At 71.6% G+C, this 21,439-nt stretch carries 22 protein-coding genes and 1 tRNA gene; 12 read left to right on the top strand and 11 right to left on the bottom strand.

All coding sequences use genetic code 11. From position 1 onward, the window contains the following. Positions 1-6 precede the first annotated feature (6 nt). Positions 7-1,518, top strand: a complete 1,512-nt coding sequence (locus ACWCP2_RS29805; RefSeq protein WP_450911656.1) for a flotillin family protein — start codon at positions 7-9, stop codon at positions 1,516-1,518. Between the two features lie 78 nt (positions 1,519-1,596). Further along, positions 1,597-2,067 carry an SRPBCC family protein gene (locus ACWCP2_RS29800; RefSeq protein ID WP_450911655.1) on the top strand — a complete coding sequence of 157 codons (471 nt, stop codon included), beginning with the start codon at positions 1,597-1,599 and terminating at the stop codon, positions 2,065-2,067. A gap of 44 nt (positions 2,068-2,111) precedes the next feature. Here ACWCP2_RS29800 and ACWCP2_RS29795 read toward each other — a convergent pair. The 3 genes from ACWCP2_RS29795 to ACWCP2_RS29785 all read right to left on the bottom strand — a co-directional run bounded on the left by ACWCP2_RS29795 (position 2,112) and on the right by ACWCP2_RS29785 (position 3,909). Beyond that, a tRNA-Pro gene (locus ACWCP2_RS29795) sits at positions 2,112-2,185 on the bottom strand. Positions 2,186-2,225: 40 nt separating this feature from the next. After that, the gene (locus ACWCP2_RS29790) at positions 2,226-2,939 is read right to left on the bottom strand and encodes a Pr6Pr family membrane protein (RefSeq protein ID WP_450911654.1); all 714 of its coding nucleotides are present in this window, start codon (positions 2,937-2,939) and stop codon (positions 2,226-2,228) included. Between the two features lie 31 nt (positions 2,940-2,970). Further along, positions 2,971-3,909: a metallophosphoesterase gene (locus ACWCP2_RS29785; RefSeq protein WP_450911653.1), complete on the bottom strand. Its 939-nt coding sequence runs from the start codon at positions 3,907-3,909 to the stop codon at positions 2,971-2,973. Positions 3,910-3,988: 79 nt separating this feature from the next. On the opposite strand from ACWCP2_RS29785, the gene ACWCP2_RS29780 reads away from it, so the two are divergent. Next, entirely contained in the window at positions 3,989-4,450 is a 462-nt protein-coding gene (locus ACWCP2_RS29780; protein ID WP_399381154.1) for a GatB/YqeY domain-containing protein, read from the top strand. A 174-nt stretch (positions 4,451-4,624) separates the two neighbouring features. Here ACWCP2_RS29780 and ACWCP2_RS29775 read toward each other — a convergent pair whose 3' ends face one another. Continuing rightward, positions 4,625-6,904, bottom strand: coding sequence for a transglycosylase domain-containing protein (locus ACWCP2_RS29775; RefSeq protein ID WP_450911652.1), 2,280 nt, complete (start codon positions 6,902-6,904; stop codon positions 4,625-4,627). 386 nt (positions 6,905-7,290) lie between these two features. On the opposite strand from ACWCP2_RS29775, the gene ACWCP2_RS29770 reads away from it, so the two are divergent. Continuing rightward, complete coding sequence (locus tag ACWCP2_RS29770; RefSeq protein WP_450911669.1) at positions 7,291-7,641, top strand: WhiB family transcriptional regulator; 351 nt, start codon at positions 7,291-7,293, stop codon at positions 7,639-7,641. A gap of 29 nt (positions 7,642-7,670) precedes the next feature. On the opposite strand, the gene ACWCP2_RS29765 is transcribed toward ACWCP2_RS29770, so the two are convergent. Both ACWCP2_RS29765 and ACWCP2_RS29760 read right to left on the bottom strand, forming a co-directional pair. Continuing rightward, on the bottom strand, positions 7,671-8,978 hold the full coding sequence (locus ACWCP2_RS29765; RefSeq protein WP_450911651.1) for an ArsA family ATPase: 1,308 nt from the start codon (positions 8,976-8,978) through the stop codon (positions 7,671-7,673). A 26-nt stretch (positions 8,979-9,004) separates the two neighbouring features. Further along, positions 9,005-9,985, bottom strand: a complete 981-nt coding sequence (locus tag ACWCP2_RS29760; RefSeq protein WP_450911650.1) for an ArsA family ATPase — start codon at positions 9,983-9,985, stop codon at positions 9,005-9,007. A gap of 76 nt (positions 9,986-10,061) precedes the next feature. Here ACWCP2_RS29760 and ACWCP2_RS29755 point away from each other — a divergent pair, with 76 nt between their 5' ends. The 5 genes from ACWCP2_RS29755 to ACWCP2_RS29735 all read left to right on the top strand — a co-directional run bounded on the left by ACWCP2_RS29755 (position 10,062) and on the right by ACWCP2_RS29735 (position 12,982). After that, entirely contained in the window at positions 10,062-10,226 is a 165-nt protein-coding gene (locus ACWCP2_RS29755; protein WP_112447450.1) for a DUF4177 domain-containing protein, read from the top strand. Then, entirely contained in the window at positions 10,223-10,696 is a 474-nt protein-coding gene (locus tag ACWCP2_RS29750; RefSeq protein WP_450911649.1) for a RidA family protein, read from the top strand. The genes ACWCP2_RS29755 and ACWCP2_RS29750 overlap by 4 nt, the downstream gene beginning before the upstream one ends. A 173-nt stretch (positions 10,697-10,869) precedes the next feature. Next, complete coding sequence (locus ACWCP2_RS29745; protein ID WP_450911648.1) at positions 10,870-11,865, top strand: NUDIX hydrolase; 996 nt, start codon at positions 10,870-10,872, stop codon at positions 11,863-11,865. Next, positions 11,862-12,707, top strand: coding sequence for an MBL fold metallo-hydrolase (locus ACWCP2_RS29740; RefSeq protein ID WP_450911647.1), 846 nt, complete (start codon positions 11,862-11,864; stop codon positions 12,705-12,707). The genes ACWCP2_RS29745 and ACWCP2_RS29740 overlap by 4 nt, the downstream gene beginning before the upstream one ends. After that, complete coding sequence (locus tag ACWCP2_RS29735; RefSeq protein ID WP_450911646.1) at positions 12,704-12,982, top strand: hypothetical protein; 279 nt, start codon at positions 12,704-12,706, stop codon at positions 12,980-12,982. The genes ACWCP2_RS29740 and ACWCP2_RS29735 overlap by 4 nt, the downstream gene beginning before the upstream one ends. On the opposite strand, the gene ACWCP2_RS29730 is transcribed toward ACWCP2_RS29735, so the two are convergent. Both ACWCP2_RS29730 and ACWCP2_RS29725 read right to left on the bottom strand, forming a co-directional pair. Further along, the gene (locus ACWCP2_RS29730) at positions 12,979-13,797 is read right to left on the bottom strand and encodes a nucleotidyltransferase domain-containing protein (protein WP_450911645.1); all 819 of its coding nucleotides are present in this window, start codon (positions 13,795-13,797) and stop codon (positions 12,979-12,981) included. The genes ACWCP2_RS29735 and ACWCP2_RS29730 overlap by 4 nt on opposite strands. Positions 13,798-13,989: 192 nt before the next feature. Next, complete coding sequence (locus tag ACWCP2_RS29725; RefSeq protein WP_003981529.1) at positions 13,990-14,664, bottom strand: Crp/Fnr family transcriptional regulator; 675 nt, start codon at positions 14,662-14,664, stop codon at positions 13,990-13,992. A gap of 397 nt (positions 14,665-15,061) precedes the next feature. Between ACWCP2_RS29725 and nth the strand changes: the two genes are divergently transcribed. The 3 genes from nth (at position 15,062) to ACWCP2_RS29710 (ending at position 18,013) form a co-directional block, all read left to right on the top strand. Next, on the top strand, positions 15,062-15,871 hold the full coding sequence (gene nth / locus ACWCP2_RS29720; protein ID WP_450911644.1) for an endonuclease III: 810 nt from the start codon (positions 15,062-15,064) through the stop codon (positions 15,869-15,871). A gap of 227 nt (positions 15,872-16,098) precedes the next feature. Then, complete coding sequence (locus tag ACWCP2_RS29715; RefSeq protein WP_450911643.1) at positions 16,099-16,797, top strand: NUDIX hydrolase; 699 nt, start codon at positions 16,099-16,101, stop codon at positions 16,795-16,797. A gap of 13 nt (positions 16,798-16,810) precedes the next feature. After that, on the top strand, positions 16,811-18,013 hold the full coding sequence (locus ACWCP2_RS29710) for a MarP family serine protease (RefSeq protein ID WP_450911642.1): 1,203 nt from the start codon (positions 16,811-16,813) through the stop codon (positions 18,011-18,013). 414 nt (positions 18,014-18,427) lie between these two features. Here the strand turns inward: ACWCP2_RS29710 and ACWCP2_RS29705 are convergent, their stop codons facing one another. The 3 genes from ACWCP2_RS29705 to nhaA are packed head-to-tail and all read right to left on the bottom strand — an operon-like array spanning position 18,428 to position 21,392. After that, positions 18,428-19,396, bottom strand: coding sequence for an alpha/beta fold hydrolase (locus ACWCP2_RS29705; RefSeq protein WP_450911641.1), 969 nt, complete (start codon positions 19,394-19,396; stop codon positions 18,428-18,430). Continuing rightward, on the bottom strand, positions 19,393-19,851 hold the full coding sequence (locus tag ACWCP2_RS29700; protein WP_450911640.1) for a phage holin family protein: 459 nt from the start codon (positions 19,849-19,851) through the stop codon (positions 19,393-19,395). Before ACWCP2_RS29700 ends, ACWCP2_RS29705 begins: the two co-directional genes overlap by 4 nt. A 59-nt stretch (positions 19,852-19,910) precedes the next feature. After that, entirely contained in the window at positions 19,911-21,392 is a 1,482-nt protein-coding gene (gene nhaA, locus ACWCP2_RS29695) for a Na+/H+ antiporter NhaA (RefSeq protein ID WP_450911639.1), read from the bottom strand. Positions 21,393-21,439: the final 47 nt, after the last annotated feature.

The raw sequence follows: 21,439 nt of genomic DNA, 5'->3' as shown, positions 1-21,439 counted from the left end.
TCCGCCATGAGTCCAGTCGTCACCGCGGTCGTCGGAGTCGCCGTACTCCTCGTCCTGCTCGCCCTGGTCGTCGTCACGCGCTACAAGGTCGCGGGGCCCAGCGAGGCGTTCATCATCACCGGCCGGCGCGGCAAGCGTTCCACCGACCCGGAGACCGGCCGGATATCCACCGACACCACCGGCCAGAAGGTCGTGGTCGGCGGTGGGGTCTTCGTCGTCCCCTTCGTGCAGCAGCGCTACACCCTCGACCTCTCCAGCCGGCACATCCCCATCGCCGTACGCGGCGCCGTCACCCTGCGCGGCATCAAGGCGAACCTCGAAGGCGTCGCGATCGTCAAGGTCGGCGGCAACGAGGACGCCATCCGGGCCGCCGCGCAGCGCTTCCTGCAGCAGCAGGACGGCATCGTCGGCTTCACCCAGGAGGTGCTCTCCGGCGCCCTGCGCGCCATCGTGGGCCGCATGTCGGTGGAGGACATCATCCGCGACCGGGCCGCCTTCGCGGGGCAGGTCGCCGAGGAGGCGGAGGCCAGCCTGTCCGGGCAGGGCCTGGTCCTGGACGCCTTCCAGATCCAGGACATCACCACCGAGGGCTCCTACCTCGAAGACCTCGGCCGTCCCGAAGCCGCCCGCGCGAAGCAGGAGGCCGACATCGCCGAGGCCAACTCCCGCCGTGCCGCCGAGCAGGCCCGCCTGAAGGCGGAGGAGGAGATAGCGGTCGCCGAGCGCACCCTCTACCTCCGCCAGGCGGAGATCAAGGCCGAGACCGACGCGGCGGCGGCCCAGGCCAACGCCGCCGGCCCGCTGGCCGAGGCCGACCGTCAGCAGCAGATCCTCGGTGAGCAGGAGAAGGTGGCCGAGCGCCAGGCCGCCCTGACCGACCGCCAGCTCGACACCCAGGTCCGCAAGCCCGCCGACGCCCGCCGCTACGAGGCCGAACAGGAGGCGGAGGCCAAGCGGGTGGCCCGCGTCAAGCAGTCCGAGGCCGAGCGCCTCGCGGCCATCGCCGCCGCCCAGGGCGAGGCGGAGCGCGCCCGCCTCACGGGCGAGGGCGAGAAGCAGCGCCGCTCCGCCCTGGCCGAGGCCGAGGCCATCGAGGGCGCCAAGCGGGGCGAGGCGGAACGCGCCCGCCGAGCGGCGATCGCGGAAGCGGTCCGCCTGGAGGGCGACGCGGAGGCCGCGGCGATCCTGGCCCGTGGTTCGGCCGAGGCGGAGGCCATGCAGAAGAAGGCGGAGGCCTTCGAGACGTACGGCGACGCGGCCATGATCCAGATGATGGTCGAGGCCCTGCCGCAGGTCGTGGCCAAGGCCGCGGAGCCCCTCTCGGCCATCGACAAGATGACCGTGATCTCCACCGACGGCGCGAGCAAGCTCTCCCGCACGGTCACCGACAACGTCGCCCAGGGCATGGAGCTCCTGAGCTCCACCACCGGCGTGGACCTGCCCCAGCTCCTGAAGTCCTTGACCACCTCGCCCCCGGAGACCCCCGCCCGCAACGGCAAGATAGAAATCACCGGCTGACCCAAGAATCTGCAGCGGGCCGAGCCACCGCCGAGCCACCGCAGTGCCGCCGCATCGCCGTCGCGGGAGACTGGCCCCATGACCACTCCCGCGACCCCGATGGACACCGTCACGCTGGAGCGCCGCATCGCGGCCCGCCCGGAAGCCGTCTTCGGCTTCTTCACCGACCGGGACCGGTGGCTGTCCTGGATGGGCGACGCCGAGGCCACGTTCTCCTTCGAGCCCGGTGGCCCGTACCGCACACGGGTCAGCGGCGAGAACGTGGCATCCGGCCGCTTCCTCACGCTCGACCCGCCGGAGCGGCTCGTCCTCACCTGGAACTGGGAGGGATCCCCACCCCTGACGCCGGCCGGCCCCACCCGGCTGGAGATCACCCTCGCCCCCACACCCGCGGGCACGGTGCTCCACCTGACCCACAGCGGCCTGCCCACAACAGAGTCGTGCGAGGCACACGCGGAACTGTGGCAGCACTACATCGACCGCCTGGCCCAACGCGCCGAAAACACCGACCCGGGCCCGGACCCCTGGTCCCCCCACACAAACAGGTGAGGGACCTACCGAAAACGGTAGGTCCCTCACCTGATGCCACGAAGTCGGGGTGGCGGGATTTGAACCCACGACCTCTTCGTCCCGAACGAAGCGCGCTGCCAAGCTGCGCTACACCCCGATGTCCACCCTTGCAGCGCTTGCTGCCCTGGCGACATCGATTACTTTAGCGGACCCTCGGCCGGAGACGAAATCCGGTTTTCGCGTGGTGGGCGGTAGCGGTCCGCCGTGACCAGGGCGAGGCCGAGGGCGTAGAAGGCGAGGCCCAGGACCACGGCGTTCAGCGCGACCCGGGCGTAGCCGTACTGGGCGGCGTCGATGAAGGGGTACGTGTACCGCGTCGGGACGTCGGGGGAGAGCAGGGCGCCGCGGATCAGCGCGAAGGCCACGTAGAGCAGGGGGTACGCCAGCCACTGCGCGGCGTAGCGCGGGCGCAGGGTGCGGGGGGCCGTCAGGAAGAGGAAGTCCAGGACGGCGCCGATGGGGGTGACCGTGTGGAGGAGCTGGTTGGAGACGGCCTTCGCGCCGGTCAGCTTGTCGAGGTCGTCGAGCACGTTGAAGGGGCTCGACGGGTTGGCCAGGACCAGGTGGAAGACCAGGCCGGTGACCAGGATGAAGAGGAGGACCCCGCCCCGCCAGAAGGGGGCCACGTCCGGCTCGCGCCGGTGGACGCGGTGGGCGGAGAGCCCGAAGGTGATCGCGACCAGGATGTTCGTCCAGATCGTGAAGAAGCTCAGGACGACCGGGACGCTGCCGTACGCGCACTCGATGACCAGGCCGGTGACGGCCGCGGCGGCGATCAGCGCGCGGAAGGCGACGGTCGGGAGGCGGAGCGCGCCGGGTGCGCCTGCGCCGGGTGCGCCGGGTGTGATCATCCTGTCAACGTACCCGGCGCGAGCGCCCGGGCTAGGCCTTCGGAGTGAGTGTCAGCAGTGTCGCTTCGGGCGGGCACGCGAAGCGCACCGGGGTGAAGCGGTTCGTCCCGCAGCCCGCCGAGACGTGGAGGTACGCGCGCTGCCCCTGCGTCTCGTGCGTGGAGAGCCCCTTCACCCGCTGGGTGTCCAGGTCGCAGTTGGTGACGAGCGCCCCGTAGAAGGGGATGCACAGCTGCCCGCCGTGCGTGTGGCCGGCCAGGATCAGCGGGTACCGGTCGGCGGTGAAGGATTCGAGGACGCGCAGGTACGGGGCGTGCACGACGGCCATCGAGAAGTCCGCGTCCGCCTCCGGGCCGCCCGCGACCTTCGCGTACCGGTCGCGCTTGATGTGCGGGTCGTCCAGGCCGGTGAAGGCCAGCTCCAGCCCGTCGAGCTTGAGCCGGCCCCGGGTGTTGGTGAGGTTCAGCCAGCCGGCCGCGTCGAAGGCGTCCCGCATCCCCTCCCACGGGTTGTGGACGGCGCCGACGACCGGCTTGTTGCCGTTCAGCCCGTGCCGGCCCTGCGCCTTCTCCAGCAGGTAGCGGCCGGGATTGCGCAGCCGGGGGCCGTAGTAGTCGTTCGACCCGAAGACGTACACGCCGGGGAACTCCATCAGCGGGCCGAGCGCGTCGAGCACCTCCGGCACGCCCTCCGTGTCGGAGAGGTTGTCGCCCGTGTTCACCACGAAGTCGGGGCGCAGCCCGGCGAGGGACTGCAGCCAGGCGCGCTTCTTGCGCTGCCCGCCGACCATGTGGATGTCCGAGACCTGCAGGACGCGCAACGGGCGCATCCCCTGCGGGAGCACGGGGACCGTGACCCGGCGCAGGCGGAAGGACCGGGCTTCGAAACCGGCGGCATAGGCCAGACCGGCGGCCCCCGCCGCGGCGATCCCGGCGGTGACCTTCAGAGGTACTCCGTAACGCGCACGCATGCCCATATGTTCGCAGACCCGGCAACCCCGCCGGGAAACCGGCGGGCGCCGGGGCCCCCGTACCTGGCAGACTCGGGGCATGACCACGCTCAAGGCCAAGCTCCAGGAAGACCTCACCACCGCCATCCGCGCGCGCAACGAGCTCGCCTCGTCCACGCTGCGCCTGACCCTCTCGGCCATCACCAACCAGGAAGTCGCGGGCAAGGAAGCCCGGGTGCTCTCCGACGAGGAAGTCCTCAAGGTGATCGCCAAGGAGGCGAAGAAGCGCCGCGAGGCCGCCGACGCCTTCGCGCAGGGTGGCCGTCCCGAGCAGGCCGCGCGGGAGACCGCCGAGGGCGAGTTCCTCGACACCTACCTGCCCAAGCAGCTCGGCGAGGCGGAGCTCGACGCGATCGTGGCGCAGGCCGTGGAGGAGGCCCGGGCGGCGGGAGCCGAGGGGCCGCGGGCCATGGGCGCCGTGATGAAGATCGTGAACCCGAAGGTCGCGGGTCTGGCGGAGGGCGGGCGCGTCGCCGCCGCCGTCAAGAAGCACCTGTCGTAGCGCCGGGCCTCAGTACGCAGGCGCGTACGTGCGCCGTTCCCGTCAGGGAAAACGGGAGGGCCCCCACCAGATCCGGATGCGGATCTGGTGGGGGCCCTCCCGTGTTCTTCGCCGCGGACTTCAAGGGCCCTACGGGTCCTACGGGTCCTACGGGTCCTACGGGTCCTACGGCGTCTAGTCGCGGCCGCCGATGATGCCCGGCGGGAGCGTGATCCCGCCGAGCGGGTCGTCCCCGCCCCTGCCGCCCGTGTCCCCGCCGGTGGTTCCGCCGGTCTGCCCGGCGGTCCGGCCGTTGCCCGGCTTGCCGTCACCGGGCTTGCCGTCGCCGCGGCCCGGCTTGCCTGGCTTGTTGGGCTTGCCGCTGGGCTTGCCGCCGGGGGACGGGCTCGGGGTGTCGGGGATGTTCACCGTGGTGAAGCTCGGGGCCTCGCGGCCGGAGAGCGCGCCGGAGACGGCCTGCTTCCAGATCGGGCCGGGCAGGCCACCGCCGAAGACCTTGTCGTAGTACTGGCCGCCGATGGTGATGTTCTCCATCGACACCTGCTTGGCGCCGCCGGAGCCGACCCAGGTCGCGCCGGCCATGTTCGGGGTGTAGCCGACGAACCAGGCGTTGTACCGGCTGTCGGTGGTACCCGTCTTGCCGGCGCTCTCCCGGTCCTTCAGGCCCGACTGCTGGCCCGTACCGGAGTCGACCACGCCGAGCAGCAGCGTGTTGATGGTGTCGGCGGTCCGTTCGCTCATCGCGCGGCCGCACTTGGACTTCGGGACCGTCAGCGCCTTGCCGTGCGAGTCGGTGATCGACTCGATGGTGACCGGGGTGCAGTACACGCCGCGGTTGGCGAAGGTGGCGTAGGCGTTGGCCATGGTCAGCGGGGACATGCCCTCACTGCCGAGCGCGATGGCGGGGACCTCGGGGAGCTTGGCGCCGTTGGCCGGGATCACACCGAGCTTGGTGGTCATCTCGGTCACGGGGCACAGTCCCACCTCGGAGATCATTTCCACGAAGTAGGTGTTGACCGACTTGGCCATCGCCTCCTTCATCCCGTACGGGCCGACCTCGGACTCGGTCTCGTTCTCCACCTTCGCGTGGTCGGTGTTGACCCAGGGCTTGTCGCCACAGGTCCGCACCGGGCTCGGGTAGTCCATGTCGTACGGGGACTGGTACATCTTCGTCGGAGGCAGCCCGCCCTCCAGGGCCGCGGCCGCGACGAACGCCTTGAAGGTGGAGCCGGTCGGGAAGCCGAAGTTCGAGCCGCCCATCTTCTTGTCCACCGAGAAGTTGATCTGGGTCTCGTTCTTGCCGAAGCCGTACGGCTTGGACTGGCCCATGGCGAGGACCCGCCCGGTGCCGGGCTGGACGAGGGTGACGGCCGTCGCGACCTTGTCGTCCTGGTCCACGTGGTCCTTGATGGACTCGTTGACGGAGTCCTGCGACTGCGGGTCCAGGGTCGTGCGGACGGTGAGGCCGCCCTGGTTCCAGACCTTCGCCCGCTCCTCGCGGGTCTTCCCGAAGGCGGTGTCGTCGAGGAAGGTGTTGCGCACGAAGTCGCAGAAGAAGCCCGCGCCCTTGACCGCGGTGATGCAGCCGTTCTTCGGCTTGGTCACCTTCAGCTTGAGCGGCTTCGCCTTCGCCGCGTCCGCCTCGGCCTGGGAGATGTTCTTCACGTCGGCCATGCGCTGGAGGACGATGTTGCGGCGCTTCGTCGCCTCCTGCGAGTCGTTCACCGGGTCGTACCGGCTCGGCGACTGCACCACGCCGGCCAGCATCGCTGCCTCGTCCAGGGTCAGGTCCTTGGCGGGCTTGCTGAAGTAGCGCTGGGCCGCGGATTCGATTCCGTAGGCCTGCTGCCCGAAGTACGTGATGTTGAGGTAGTTCTCGAGGATCTTGTTCTTCCCGAGCTCCTCCTCGACCTGGATCGAGTACTTCAGCTCGCGGATCTTGCGCCCGAGGCTCTTCTCCTGGGCCTCGCGCACCTTCGTCTCGTCGTCGCCGGCTTCCTCGACGAAGACGTTCTTCACGTACTGCTGCGTCAGCGTCGACGCGCCCTGCGCCGCGCCGCCCTCCTGGGCATTGCGGTTGACCGCACGCAGGATGCCCTTGAGGTCGACCGCGCCGTGCTCGTAGAACCGGGAGTCCTCGATCGCGACGATGGCCTTCTGCATGTACGGGGAGATGGCCGTGATGGGGACCACCTGCCGGTCACGCGAATAGACCGTGGCGATCAGGCCACCCTCTGCGTCCAGAATCGTGGTGCGCTGGCTCAACGGCGGTGTCTTGAGATTGGCCGGGATCTCATCGAATCCTTCGACCGTGCCCTTGGCCGCGAGTCCGAGGGCGCCGGCGCCCGGGATCGCGATGCCCGCAAGTACAACTCCGGAGAGAACGGACACACCGAGGAACTTGGCGGCCTGCTGTGGCCCCGTGAGCCCGCCGCCCGAGCGCTTCTTTCCCATGGAGGGCAGCCTACGTTCTCATTCGCCGGACACGCGCGAATGCCTTGGCCTAAGCTGTCCTCAACTGTCACAGCAGTGCGGTGGGACATCAACCCCTCGGCTTGTTTTTCACCCTTCCCGAATGGGGTGGACGCATGTCCGAATCCCGCCCCCTGTGATCAGCATGCCCCGCCGATTTCACCCAAATCGCCGGAATGGTCGGGCATGTCGCAGGATCACTCCGTCGGGTGATCTGCCGCTTACCCATAGTCCGTTCGGACCATTCAAGATTGGGCCCGTCGGGGGTGTTGCACTGTGCCCGCCTTCCGTAACGTCCTCAACTGGCAGCGGTGAATATGCCGCTACCGCCGTGGGGGAGCCTCGATTCGGGAGAGGACGGCGCCGGGATGGGCTGGGTTACCGACTGGAGTGCGCAGGCAGCCTGCCGCACTACCGATCCGGATGAACTGTTCGTTCAAGGAGCGGCACAGAACAGGGCCAAGGCGGTGTGCACCGGATGTCCGGTGCGGACCGAGTGCCTGGCCGACGCGCTCGACAATCGTGTCGAGTTCGGCGTGTGGGGCGGAATGACCGAGCGGGAACGACGTGCGCTGTTGCGCCGGCGTCCCACCGTCACCTCGTGGCGGCGCCTGCTCGAAACCGCACGCACGGAGTACGAGCGCAGTACGGGCATCCTCACCATGGATGACGAGGACGAGATCGGCGTTCCGTACGAAACGTACGCGGCAGCCGGGTAGACCACCCGGGCACCACGTCGTAGGAACGCCTACGCTCCGGCCGGAACCCCGGTCGCGAGCCGCTCTCCGATGGCCCGCAGCCCGGCGAGGTCGTGTACGTCGCCGGGCAGGGCGGCCACTTGGGCCACCGCCACCTCGGGGTGCAGAGAGGTGAAGCGGTCACGCGTGCGCTGTTCGCGCGCGATGACCTGCATGCGCTCCGCATGCAGGCGGAGCAGTCCTGCCGTGATCACGTCCACGTCGGCGTCCGCGCCGGCGTTCACGGGGTCGGCGCCGGTCTCTCGCCCTGTGCGGGTGTCGGTGTCAGGGTCGGTGTCGGGGTCGGCCTCCGGGCCGGTCTCCGGGTCGGTTTCCGTCGCGTCACGAAGTCCAGCTTTCCCGGACTCCTGATCCACAATGCCGCCTTCTTCAAGATTCTCCGCGGCGGCCAACGCCCGCTCCGCGGAGAGCTGTTCGGCGTCGCTGCCGTGCACCCGGTTCAGTACGAGCCCGGCCAGCGGCATCCGCTCGGCGGCCAGCCGTTCCACGAAGTACGCGGCCTCGCGCAGCGCGTCCGGCTCGGGCGCGGAGACCACGAGGAACGCCGTACCGGGAGCCTGCAGGAGCTGGAAGGTCGCGTCCGCGCGGGTGCGGAAGCCGCCGAACATCGTGTCCATGGCGGCCACGAAGGTCTGTACGTCCTTCAGCAGCGAGGCACCCATCAGCTTGCTCAGCGTGCCCGTCATCATCGACATGCCGACATTGAGGAACTTCATCCCCGCCCGGCCGCCCACCTTCGCCGGAGCCATCAGCACCCGGATGAACTTCCCGTCCAGGAAGGACCCCAGGCGGCCCGGCGCGTCCAGGAAGTCCAGCGCGGAGCGGCTCGGCGGGGTGTCCACCACGATCAGGTCCCAGTCGTCCCGGGCCCGCAGCTGCCCCAGCTTCTCCATCGCCATGTACTCCTGCGTGCCCGCGAAGCCGGCCGACAGGGACTGGTAGAAGGGGTTGGCGAGGATGGCCTGCGCCCGCTCGGGGTCGGAGTGGCCCTCGACGATCTCGTCGAAGGTCCGCTTCATGTCGAGCATCATGGCGTGCAGTTCGCCGCCCGCGGGGCCCTTGACGCCCTTCACCTCGCGCGGGGTGTTGTCGAGCGAGTCGATCCCCATCGACTGGGCCAGCCTGCGCGCCGGGTCGATGGTCAGGACGACCACCTTGCGGCCCCGCTCGGCCGCCCGTACCCCGAGCGCCGCGGCCGTCGTGGTCTTGCCGACCCCGCCCGCGCCGCAGCACACGATGATCCGGGTCTGCCGGTCGTCCAGCAGCCGGTCGACGTCCAGCCGCGGGGGAGCGTCCATCCTGGCCTCCACCGTCCCGCCCTCGCTCATTCCTCGCCCACCTGCTTCCGCAGCTCCGCGGCGAGCCCGTACAGCCCGGCCAGGTCCATCCCCGCGCCGAGCAGGGGGAGTTCGTACGTCGGCACGCCCAGCCCCGTCAGGACGGTGCGCTGGGCCCGCTCCAGCTCCACGCGGCTCGCGTGCTCCGAAGCCTGGGTGAGCAGCGGGTCCACCAGCCGTTCGGCGGGCCCGCCGTGCCGGGCGCTGCCGAGGCCGGCCCGGGACAGGGCCCGGGAGACCTCGGAGCGCCGCTCGCCGGCGGCGGCGCGCAGGGCGCCCTCGTCGAGGTGGTGCGGCCGGACCATGTTGACGACGACCCGCCCCACCGGCAGGCCCGCCTGCCGCAGTTCGGCGATCCCGTCGGCGGTCTCCTGCACGGGCATCTCCTCCAGCAGGGTGACCAGGTGCACGGCCGTATCGGGGGACTTGAGGACCTTCATGACGGCCTGCGCCTGGTTGTGGATCGGCCCGAACCGGGCCAGGCCCGCCACCTCGTCGTTGACGTTCAGGAAGCGGGTGATCCGCCCGGTCGGCGGAGCGTCCATGATCACGTGGTCGTAGACGAACCGGCCGGCCTTGTCCTTGCGGCGGACCGCCTCGCAGGCCTTGCCCGTCAGCAGCACGTCCCGCAGCCCCGGCGCGATGGTCGTCGCGAAGTCGATGGCGCCGAGCTTCTTCAGGGCGCGGCCGGCCGAGCCGAGCTTGTAGAACATCTGGAGGTAGTCCAGGAGGGCCCGCTCCGCGTCGATGGCGAGCGCGTAGACCTCCCCGCCGCCCGAGGCGACGGCGATCTTCCGGTCCTCGTAGGGGAGCGCCTCCGCCCCGAAGACCTGGGCGAGGCCCTGCCTGCCCTCGACCTCCACCAGAAGAGTCCGCCTGCCCTCGCGTGCGAGGGCGAGCGCGAGTGCCGCGGCGACCGTGGTCTTGCCGGTGCCGCCCTTGCCGCTGACCACCTGGAGCCTGCTCACAGGGCCCGAGCCTAATTCCTCCCGGGCGGCGGCGGTGGTGGCGGGGCCCCGCACGGCAGGCACTACGCTCGCTCCCATGACCAAGAAGTTCGAATACGCGACCGTCCCGCTGCTGGTCCACGCCACCAAGCAGATCCTGGACACCTGGGGCGAGGACGGCTGGGAGCTCGTCCAGGTCGTCCCCGGGCCGAACAACCCCGAGCAGCTCGTGGCCTACCTGAAGCGGGAGAAGGCGGCATGAGCGGAGTCGTCGAGGCGAGGCTGGCGGAACTCGGCCTGACCCTGCCCGAGGTCGTCCCGCCGCTGGCCACGTACCAGCCGGCCGTGCGGTCGGGCGCCTACGTGTACACCGCGGGCCAGCTCCCGATGGTCAAGGGCAACCTGCCGCTCACCGGCAAGGTCGGCGCCGAGGTCTCGGCGGAGCAGGCCAAGGAGCTGGCCGCGACCTGCGCGCTGAACGCGCTCGCCGCGGTGAAGTCCGTGGTCGGCGACCTCGACAAGATCGCGCGTGTCGTGAAGGTGGTGGGCTTCGTCGCCTCCGCCCCCGACTTCACGGCCCAGCCGGGCGTGTTGAACGGCGCGAGCGAGCTGCTGGGCGCCGTCCTCGGCGACAAGGGCGTGCACGCCCGCAGCGCGGTCGGCGTGGCGGTCCTCCCGCTGGACGCCCCGGTCGAGATCGAGATCCAGGTCGAACTGGTCCCGGGAGCCTGACCCGCCTCAGTGCCCGCCCCGGAGGGGCTGGATCGCCCCAGGGTGATCCAGCCCCTCCGGCGCAGGGGACCCCGCCCCGCGCAGCGGCACATCCGCGGCGGGCCACGGCCCCGCGCGGCGGTGTGCGGAGGCCACCCCTCGAACATCGGCCCGGATGCCCGTAGCATCCCGCCATGCCGAATGGTCAGTACGGTCAGCAAGAGACCTCCGCCGGAGGTCAGTGGTACCCGCCGGAGTGGCCCGACCGGATCCGCGCCCTCGCGGACGGCGCCCTCACCCCGGTGGAACCCAGGCGCGCCGCCACCGTGATGCTGCTGCGCGACACCCCCGACGGCCCCGCCGTGCACATGCTGCGCCGCCGCGTCGAGATGGCCTTCGCGGGAGGCGCGTACGCGTATCCCGGCGGCGGAGTGGACCCGCGCGACGAGGACCACCTCATCGGCTGGGCCGGCCCGAGCCGCGCCGCGTGGGCGGAGCGGCTGGGCACCGACCCCGCCACCGCCCAGGCGATCGTCTGCGGAGCCGTCCGCGAGACCTTCGAGGAGGCCGGGGTGCTGCTCGCGGGCGAGTCCGCGGACACCGTCGTCGGCGACACCACCGGTGAGGACTGGGAGGCCGCCCGCGCGGCGCTGGTCGCCCGTGAGCTGTCCTTCGCGGAGTTCCTCGACCGCCGGGGCCTGGTCCTGCGCTCCGACCTGCTCGGCGCGTGGGCCCGCTGGATCACCCCGGAGTTCGAGCCGCGCCGGTACGACACCTGGTTCTTCGTCGCGGCCCTCCCCGAAGGCCAGCGCACCCGCAACGCCTCCACCGAGGCCGACCGCACGGTGTGGATCCGCCCCGCCGACGCCGCAGCCGGCTACGACAAGGGCGAGCTGCTGATGATGCCGCCCACCATCACCACCCTGCGCTCCCTGGAGCCGTACGGGAGCCCCGCCGAGGCGCTGGCCGCGGCCGGCGCCCAGGACCTGACCCCGGTCCTGGCCCAGGCCACCCTCGCGGACGGGGAGCTCGTGCTCAGCTGGCCGGGCCACGACGAGTTCACCAAGCGCGTCCGCCTCACGGCCCCCGCGGCCGCCACGGCCCCCGCGGCCGCCACGGACCCCGCGGCCGCCACGGCCCCCGTGGAGCCGGGCTCCGGCCCCGCGCGCCCGGGAGGAGCCCCCGCATGACCGACGCCGCCGCCCTGCCCGGCCAGCCCCGCGGGATGGTCGTCTCCGGGCCCGCCACCGCCCGCGCGGTGAACGTCCTGGCCCCGAACGCCTCCGCGATGACCCTCGACGGCACCAACACCTGGCTCGTCTCCGAGCCCGGCTCCGACCTGGCCGTGGTGATCGACCCCGGCCCGCTGGACGACGTACACCTGCGCGCGGTGATCGCCGCCGCCGAGAAGCAGGGCAAGCGGGTCGCGCTCACCCTCCTGACCCACGGCCACCCCGACCACGCGGAGGGCGCGGCCCGCTTCGCCGAGCTGACCCGGACGAAGGTCCGCGCTCTGGACCCGGCCCTGCGCCTGGGTGACGAGGGCCTGGCCGCCGGGGAGGTCGTCCGCACGGGCGGTCTGGAACTGCGCGTGGTCCCCACGCCCGGCCACACCGCGGACTCGCTCTGCTTCCACCTGCCCGCCGACCGGGCGGTCCTGACCGGCGACACGATCCTGGGACGCGGCACCACGGTCGTCGCGCACCCCGACGGGCGCCTGGGCGACTACCTGGACTCGCTGCGCCGGCTGCGCTCGCTGACGGTCGACGACGGGGTCCGCACGGTGCTCCCGGGGCACGGGCCGGTCCTGGACGACGCGCAGGGCGCGGTGGAGTTCTACCTCGCCCACCGGGCCCACCGCCTGGCGCAGATCGAGACGGCGGTCGAGAACGGCCTGACCACCCCCGAGGCGGTCGTCGCCCACGTCTACGCGGACGTGGACCGGTCGCTGTGGCCGGCCGCGGAATGGTCCGTCCGGGCGCAGCTGGAGTACCTTCAAGATCACGGACTGATTCCCGGGGGCCCCGAATGATGCTCATCCTGATCCTCGCGCTGATCGCCACCGCGAGCTGGATCGTTTCGTCGGTGACGCTGCGGATCCGGGAGGTGGAACGCAAGACGGACCGGCTGGAGCGACGCCTCGGGCTGCTCCTGGACCACTTCGCCATCGTGGAGCCGGAGCCGGACGGGATGGACGGCATACGGGCCCTGGCCGCGGAGGGCCGCACGGTGGCGGCGATCAAGGCCTACCGCGAGGCCACCGGAGCGGGCCTGGCGGAGGCCAAGCGGGCGGTCGAAGCCCTCTAGGGAGTGTCCGCTTGGGGCCGGGGCGTCTTCGTCCCGTGCCGGGCGGCGTACTCGTCCGCGAGCCACGGCCAGAGGTCCTCGACGTAGGCGCGCAGGACGGCCGGGTCCGCGACCGGTTCCAGCGCGGCGGCGGCCGCGGCGCGCATCTGCTCGGCGCGCTCGGGGTAGTACTGGCCGAACACCTCCGCCGACTCGGTGAGGTCGCTGGTCCAGCCGCCCCACCGGGGCATGACGAGGGTGAACCCGGTCCGCACGAGGTGCCGTGAGACGGCCCGGCACAGCGTGCGGTGGGCCTCCGGCGTGGCCGCCTGCCGGATCCGCTCGCGCACGCGGGGCAGCAGTTCGGCGAGGTCGCCGTTGGTCTCGCGGGCGAGCAGGCTGTCCGGGCGGTAGCGGGGCAGGTGCTCGGCCAGGTCCGCGCCGAGCAGCGGGGTGCACAGGCAGGCGAGGAACCAGCCCAGGTCGTCACGTTCCTGCTCGCTCAGCAGCCGGTCCTTGCCGTAGAGCAGGACCCCGACCCCGTCGATCTGCGGGAACTCCTCGTCGAGGCCGCGCGCCAGCGCGTCGGTGGTGTCGCGGTCCTGCTCGCCGGGCGCGTGGTGCAGGGCGATGAGCAGGTCGAGGTCGGACCGCCCGGGCCGGGCCGTCCCGCGCGGCACGGACCCGTAAAGGTAGGCGCTGTGCAGCCGTCGCCCGTACGCGTCCCCGATCCGCTCCCGCGCGGCGGCGACGACCGCGCGGAACTCGGCCTGCACCTGCCCGAGCGAGCCTTCGCGCTCGAAGTACCCGTACGCGTCGAGGCCTCTGTGCTCCATGGGTCCACTGTGGCAGCTGATGCGGCCCCGGCGGCATGCCGGGTGCGGGGCGCGGGGCGGAGCCCCCGGAACGGAGCTGCGCGGGACCGCGCAAAGGGCCGGGGCCGGGAACGCGGAAAGGGGTCGGGAGCGCGGAAAGGGGCCCCGCCCGACCGGGCAGGACCCCTCAACCGGAACGGACCGGGGTGGGCGTCAGCGCGAGCGCTTCGCGAGCCGCTCCACGTCCAGCAGGATCACCGCGCGCGCCTCCAGGCGGAGCCATCCGCGTCCCGCGAAGTCGGCCAGGGCCTTGTTCACGGTCTCGCGCGACGCGCCGACGAGCTGGGCCAGCTCCTCCTGCGTGAGGTCGTGCACGACGTGGATGCCCTCCTCGGACTGCACGCCGAAGCGGCGCGACAGGTCGAGGAGCGCGCGGGCCACGCGGCCCGGAACGTCGGAGAAGACCAGGTCGGACATCTGGTCGTTGGTCTTGCGCAGGCGCCGCGCGACGGCGCGCAGCAGCGCGGTCGCCACCTCGGGCCGGGCGTTCAGCCAGGGCTGGAGGTCTCCGTGACCCAGACCCAGCAGCTTGACCTCGGTCAGCGCGGTGGCGGTGGCGGTGCGCGGGCCCGGGTCGAACAGCGACAGCTCGCCGATCAGCTCTCCGGGGCCGAGGACGGCCAGCATGTTCTCGCGGCCGTCGGGGGAGGTGCGGTGCAGCTTCACCTTGCCCTCGGTGACGACGTAGAGCCGGTCACCGGGGTCGCCCTCGTGGAACAGGGCGTCACCACGTGCGAGGGTCACCTCGCCCATGGAGGCGCGGAGCTCCGCGGCCTGCTCGTCATCGAGCGCCGCGAAGAGCGGGGCACGCCGCAGTACGTCGTCCACGAGTCTCTCTCCTATGTCGACCAGCCGGGGGATCGCTCCCCCATTTTGCCGGACGGCTCAAACAGTGCGATCAATCACGCTCATCACAAGGATGCCGGACGTACGGGTGTGCTGTGCGGCGAGAGGCCGATCGGGGTGGTGTTACCTGAGGTCCGGGATGGTCGTCGCGGCTCCGTGCCGGACCGGCCGGGTGTCCAACAGGCCGGTGAGAGCACAGGCCAAGGGGTCCGGGGGAGTGACGACCACAGTAAATTCAGCCGTGGGCGAACATGGCCCGGTGGGAGCCCTCCCGGCGCAGTCACCCCCGTCCCAGGGCAAAACTTCGGCCAAGAAACCCCTTCCGGGCGGAGGTCACGTCCGGCCACGGGCGGAGGGCCGCTCGGCGTAGCCTTCGGGGATGGCAGAGAGCAAGGTCAAGAAGGCCGGTACGAAGCCGGAGAGCCATCTGGCGATGGTGCGTCGGGCGCGCAGGATCAACCGCGAGCTGGCGGAGGTCTACCCGTACGCGCACCCGGAGCTCGACTTCCGCAACCCCTTCGAGCTGCTGGTCGCCACCGTCCTGTCCGCGCAGACCACCGACCTGCGCGTGAACCAGACGACCCCGGCGCTCTTCGCCGCGTACCCGACCCCCGAGGACATGGCCGGAGCCGATCCGGAGGCCCTGGAGGAGATCATCCGGCCGACCGGGTTCTTCCGGGCGAAGGCGAAGTCCCTCCTCGGCCTCTCCGCCGCCCTGCGCGACAACTTCGACGGTGAGGTGCCGGGCCGGATCGAGGACCTGGTGACGCTCCCCGGCGTGGGCCGCAAGACGGCGAACGTGGTCCTCGGCAATGCCTTCGGAGTCCCCGGGATCACCGTCGACACCCACTTCGGCCGGCTGGTGCGGCGCTGGAAGTGGACCGAGCAGGAGGACCCGGAGAAGGTCGAGGCGGAGATCTGCGCGATCTTCCCGAAGAGCGAGTGGACGATGCTCTCGCACCGCGTCGTCTTCCACGGCCGCCGGATCTGCCACTCCCGCAAGCCCGCCTGCGGCGCCTGCCCGATCGCACCGCTCTGTCCGGCCTACGGGGAGGGCGAGACCGACCCGGAGAAGGCGGCGAAGCTCCTGAAGTACGAGAAGGGCGGCCAGCCCGGCCAGCGCCTGAGCCCGCCCCCGGACTACCCGGGCCTCCCGGCGCCGGCCAGGCCCGGCCCGGCGGACGCCTGAGCCCCGCGGCGCGGCCGCACCCGCAAGGAACGAATCGGTACCCGCCCCGCGTTTTGCGGAACGCGGGACCCGCAGCAGCAGCGCACAACCGCAGGACCCGCAGCAGCAGCGCACAGCCGCAGGACCCGCAGCAGCAGCGCACAACCGCAGGACCCGCAGCAGCGCACAACCGCAGCAGCGCACAACCGCAGAACCGCAGCAGCGCAGAAGCACGGACAGGGGTGCCCATGAGTGAGGCCACGCAGAACCGCCGGCGCGGAAGCACCGACCTGCGTACCGAGGGCCTGCCCGACTGGCTGGACCCCGTCGTCGAGGCGGCCCGCACGGTCCGGCCCACCCAGCTGAGCCGGTTCCTGCCGCCGGAGGACGGCCGCGGCCGCCAGTCCGCCGTACTGATCCTCTTCGGCGAGGGTCCCCGGGGCCCCGAGCTGCTGCTGATGGAGCGCGCCGGCACGCTGCGCTCGCACCCCGGCCAGCCCTCGTTCCCCGGCGGCGCCCTCGACCCCGAGGACGGCGACCCGCGCACCACCGGCCCGCTGCGGGCCGCGCTGCGCGAGGCGGAGGAGGAGACCGGGCTGGATCCGGCCGGGGTCCAGCTCTTCGGGGTGCTGCCCCCGCTCTACATCCCGGTCAGCGAGTTCGTCGTGACCCCGGTGCTCGGCTGGTGGCGCGCCCCCAGCCCGGTCGGCGTGGTCGACCCGGCCGAGACCGCCCGCGTCTTCACGGTGCCCGTGGCCGATCTCACGGACCCCGGGCACCGGGTCACCGTCGTGCACCCCGGAGGCTTCCAGGGGCCGGCCTTCACCGTGGAATCGGCTCTGGTCTGGGGTTTCACCGCCGGCGTGATCGACCGGATCCTGCACTTCGCCGGGTGGGAGCGCCCCTGGGACCGGTCCCGGGAAGTCCCGCTCGACTGGCGCGCATGAGACGGTGAGCCCTGTGAACGTGCTGGACATCCTGTTGCTGCTCGCCGCCGTATGGTTCGCGATCGTCGGCTACCGCCAGGGGTTCGTCGTCGGCATCCTGTCGGTGATCGGCTTCCTCGGCGGTGGTCTCGTCGCCGTGTCCCTGCTGCCCCTGATCTGGGACCGGGTCACCGACAACGGCACCCAGGTGTCCACCACGGTCGTCGTCATCGCCGTGGTCGTGATCATCATCTGTGCCTCGATCGGCCAGGCGCTGACCACGCACCTGGGCAACAAGCTCCGGCGCCACATCACCTGGTCCCCGGCCCGCGCGCTCGACGCGACGGGCGGCGCCCTGGTGAACGTGGTCGCGATGCTGCTGGTGGCGTGGCTGATCGGCTCCATGGTCGCGGGCACGTCCATTCCGACGCTGGGCAAGGAAGTCCGCAACTCCAAGGTGCTCTTCGGCGTCTCGCGGGTCCTTCCCGCGCAGGCGAACACCTGGTTCACGGACTTCAGCTCCACCCTCGCCCGCAACGGCTTCCCGCAGGTCTTCAGCCCGTTCTCCAACGAGCCGATCACCGAGGTCCAGCCGCCCGATCCGCTGCTCGCGCGCAGCTCCGTGGCCGAGTACGCCAAGCAGTCGATCGTGAAGGTCGTCGGTACGGCGCCCGCGTGCAGCAAGGTGCTGGAGGGCACCGGCTTCGTCTTCGCGCCGGGCAAGGTGATGACCAACGCGCACGTCGTCGGCGGGGTCGGCGAACCGACCGTGCAGGTCGGCGGCGAGGGCAAGCTCTACGACGGCAAGGTCGTGCTCTACGACTGGGAGCGCGACATCGCCGTCCTGGACGTGCCCCGGCTGAAGGCGCCCGCGCTGGAGTTCGCCGACAAGGACGCGACGAGCGGCAGCGACGCCATCGTCGCCGGCTTCCCGGAGAACGGCTCGTACGACGTCCGCGCGGCGCGCGTGCGCGGCCGGATCAACGCCACCGGCCCGGACATCTACCACCGGGGAACGGTGCGACGAGACGTTTACTCCCTGTACGCGACGGTCCGTCAGGGCAACTCCGGCGGCCCGCTGCTGACGCCCGAGGGCAAGGTGTACGGGGTCGTCTTCGCGAAGTCCCTCGACGACGCCAACACCGGTTACGCCCTGACCGCGGACGAGATCCGCGAGGACATCGCTTCCGGTGCGACGGCGGACCGGCGGGTCGGCAGCCAGGGCTGCGCCCTCTGAGCCCTACGGGGGCCCTGCCTGAGCCCTACGGGGGCCCTGTGGGGCTCCCGTAGCGCCGTCCGGTCCGGTGGGTGGCCCTGCCGGCTTCCCGGCCCCTGCCTGGGTGTGTCTACGTACGTTGGTGCCTGAGCCGGGCGGAGACCCAGCGGGCCCGCCGGCGCAGGATGCGCGGAATCCCGAGTCGGGGGTCGTCGTGGCCTTCGCGGCCCTGCCCCCTGTGCGTGCCCGGCGTGACCGTCGAGCGCCGTTCGTGTGCGGTGTCACCGTAGTCGTGCGTCCAGCTCATACTCCGAGCTGTGCCCGGGGCCCAAGGTCCGTAATCGCGTTGAGGGCGGCCAATTGGCCTATGCGCGAGGCAATTGAATGCTTGTCATATAAGCGACTGGCGACGCGGCTGTCGGTTCGACTGCCGGCTCAGCGGTCGGGCTCGGGATCCTTCAGCCAGTTGACCAGCTCCGTCGAGAACGCCGCCGGGTCCTCCTCGTGCGGGAAGTGCCCGAGCCCGTCGAAGAGCCGCCAGCGGTACGGGGCTTCGACGTACTGCCCGGATCCCGCCGCGCTGCGGGTGCGCATCACCGGATCGAGCGAGCCGTGCAGGTGCAGCGTGGGCACCCGCACCGGCCGCTTCATGCGCCGGTTGAACTGCAGGCCGTCGGGCCGGGCCATGGACCGCATCATCCAGCGGTACGGCTCGACCGAGCAGTGTGCCGTGGAGGGGATGCACATCGCGCGCCGGTACACCGCGACGTCCTCCTCCTCGGGGAGCCGCGGCCCCGACCAGTCACGGATCAGCTCCCCGACGAGCGCACCGTCGTCGGCGACGAGCTGCCGCTCGGGCACGAACGGCCGCTGGAAGCCCCAGATGTGCGAGCTGGCGCGGGTCTGCCCGAAGTCGGACAGCATCGCGGACCGCCAGCGCCGCGGATGCGGCATCGAGGAGACCACCAGCCGGCGCACCAGCTTCGGCCGCATCACCGCCGCCGTCCAGGCGAGGTAGCCGCCCAGGTCGTGCCCGACGAGGGCGGCGTCGGGCTCGCCGAGGGACCGTACGACCCCGGTGATGTCGAGCGCCAGGTTGGCCGGGTCGTAGCCGCGGGGGGTGCGGTCGCTGCCGCCCACCCCGCGCAGGTCCATCGCCACCGCCCGGTAGCCCGCGTCGGCCAGCGCGGTCATCTGGTGCCGCCACGTCCACCAGAACTGCGGGAACCCGTGCAGGAGCAGCACCAGCGGTCCGTCACCCAGCTCGGCGACGTGGAACCGCGCCCCATTGGCCGCGACGTCCCGGTGCGTGACGTCCCGCCCGCCGGGGAGGGCGATCCGGACCGCCGTGGCGGCCGTGGGGGGCGTACCGGACGTGCCGGAATCCGACGAGGGGGAGGTCATGAGGACGAGCGTGCCACACCCACGGCGTTGTCACTGACCGACCGGGCGTGGGGCTTGACGGTGCCGACGAGGGCCGCCGTCTCCTTGACGGAGGCGATGGTCTTCACCGGCGGCTTGATCTTCTTGAACTTTGCCATGGCGATCAGTCCGATCACGCCCGCGAGCAGCCAGAACGCCACGCCGACGATCAGGAAGGACCAGGCCAGCCCGAGTCCGAGGTTGTGGATCCCGTAGGCCGCCGCGAAGCTCAGCACCGGCAGCGAGAAGAGGAGGAGCACGCCCGCGACGACGGCGGCGCCGCTGCCGATGCCCGCGCGCTTGACGTCCTGCTTGATCTCCACCTTGGCGAGGGCGATCTCGTCGTGCACCAGGGCGGACATCTCGGCGGTGGCCGAGGCGACCAGCTGGCCGAGTGTGCGCTCGGCTCCCGGTGCCCCTTGGTCCACTGTGCTCATCGCTCTCTCCCTTGTCGTCCGTGATCCGACTGCGACGGCTGTCCTGTCGTCAGGTCAGATCATGCCGGACGGCCGCCGTCGGCGCTGGACCCGCCCGCCGCTTCGGCCGCCGCTTCGGCCGCCGCTTCGGCCGCCGCACCGGCCGGCGTTTCCCGCGCGCCGGCCGCGGCCTCCTCGGCCCTGCGCAGGTGCTCCGCCGCCTTGGCCTCGTAGATCTTCGCCATCCGCAGGTGGTACTCCGGCTTGTCCTGCTCGTAGATGTCGGGGATGCCGTCGAGGTCCTCGTCGCGCTCCTCGTCCTCGATGAGCGCCTTGTACTTGCGGTTGCGCAGCTTCAGCAGGACGCACGCGAGGACCGCGGCGATCAGCGAGCCGATCAGGACGGCGGCCTTGATCTCGTCGGTGAGGACGGGGTCGTCGGTGAAGGCGAGCTCGCCGATCAGGAGCGAGACGGTGAAGCCGATGCCGGCGAGCGAGGCGACCGCGAAGACGTCCGGCCAGGCGAGGTCGTCGTTCAGCTCGGCCTTGGTGAAGCGGGCGGCGAGCCAGGTGCCGCCGAAGATGCCGAGCGTCTTGCCGACGACGAGGCCGAGCACCACGCCGAGGGTCTCCGGCCGGGTGAAGACCTGGCCGATGGCCTCGTCGGACAGGGAGACGCCGGCCGAGAACAGGGCGAACAGCGGGACGGCCAGACCGGCGGAGAGGGGCCGGACCAGGTGCTCGATGTGCTCGCCGGGGGAGTGCTCCTCGCCCTCCTTGCGGTGGCAGCGCAGCATCAGGCCCATGGCGACACCGGCGATGGTGGCGTGGACGCCGCTGTTGTACATCAGGCCCCAGATGACCAGGGCGAGCGGGACGTAGACGTACCAGCCGCGCACGCCCGCGCGGAGCAGGAACCAGAAGAGGACCAGGCCGGCGACCGCCCCGCCGAGCGCCAGGAAGTTGATCTCGCTGGTGAAGAACACCGCGATGATCATGATGGCGAACAGGTCGTCGACGACGGCCAGGGTCAGCAGGAACGCGCGCAGGGCCGACGGCAGCGAGGTGCCGATGACGGCGAGGACGGCCAGGGCGAAGGCGATGTCGGTGGCGGTCGGGACCGCCCAGCCGTCCGTCGAGCCGTTGCCGAGCACGTTGGTCAGTACGTAGACCAGCGCGGGCACGGCCATGCCGCAGATCGCGGCGATCACGGGGAGCGCGGCCGCCTTGGCATCGCGCAGGTCGCCCGCGACGAGCTCGCGCTTGAGCTCGATGCCGGCGACGAAGAAGAAGACGGCGAGCAGCCCGTCGGCCGCCCAGTGCTGGAGCGAGAGGTCCAGGCCGAGGGAGGCGGGGCCGATGTGGAAGGAGCGGACGCTGTCGTAGCTCGCCGAGATGGCGGGCACGTTCGCCCAGATGAGGGCGGCGATCGCGGCCACGAGGAGGAGGACGCCGCCGACCGTCTCGGCGCGCAGGGCGTCGGCCACGAAGCGGCGCTCCGGCAGCGAGAGGCGGCCGAGGAGCTTGCGGCTCTGGTGGTCGGTGGGGCTGGGCGCGGCCACGGGGGGCACCTCCGGGGTGGGTTGGACGGCATGGCGAAACACGTTGC

This window comes from Streptomyces sp. NPDC002104 (genome assembly GCF_053593795.1).
This window is presented reverse-complemented; position numbering and strand designations above follow the sequence as displayed.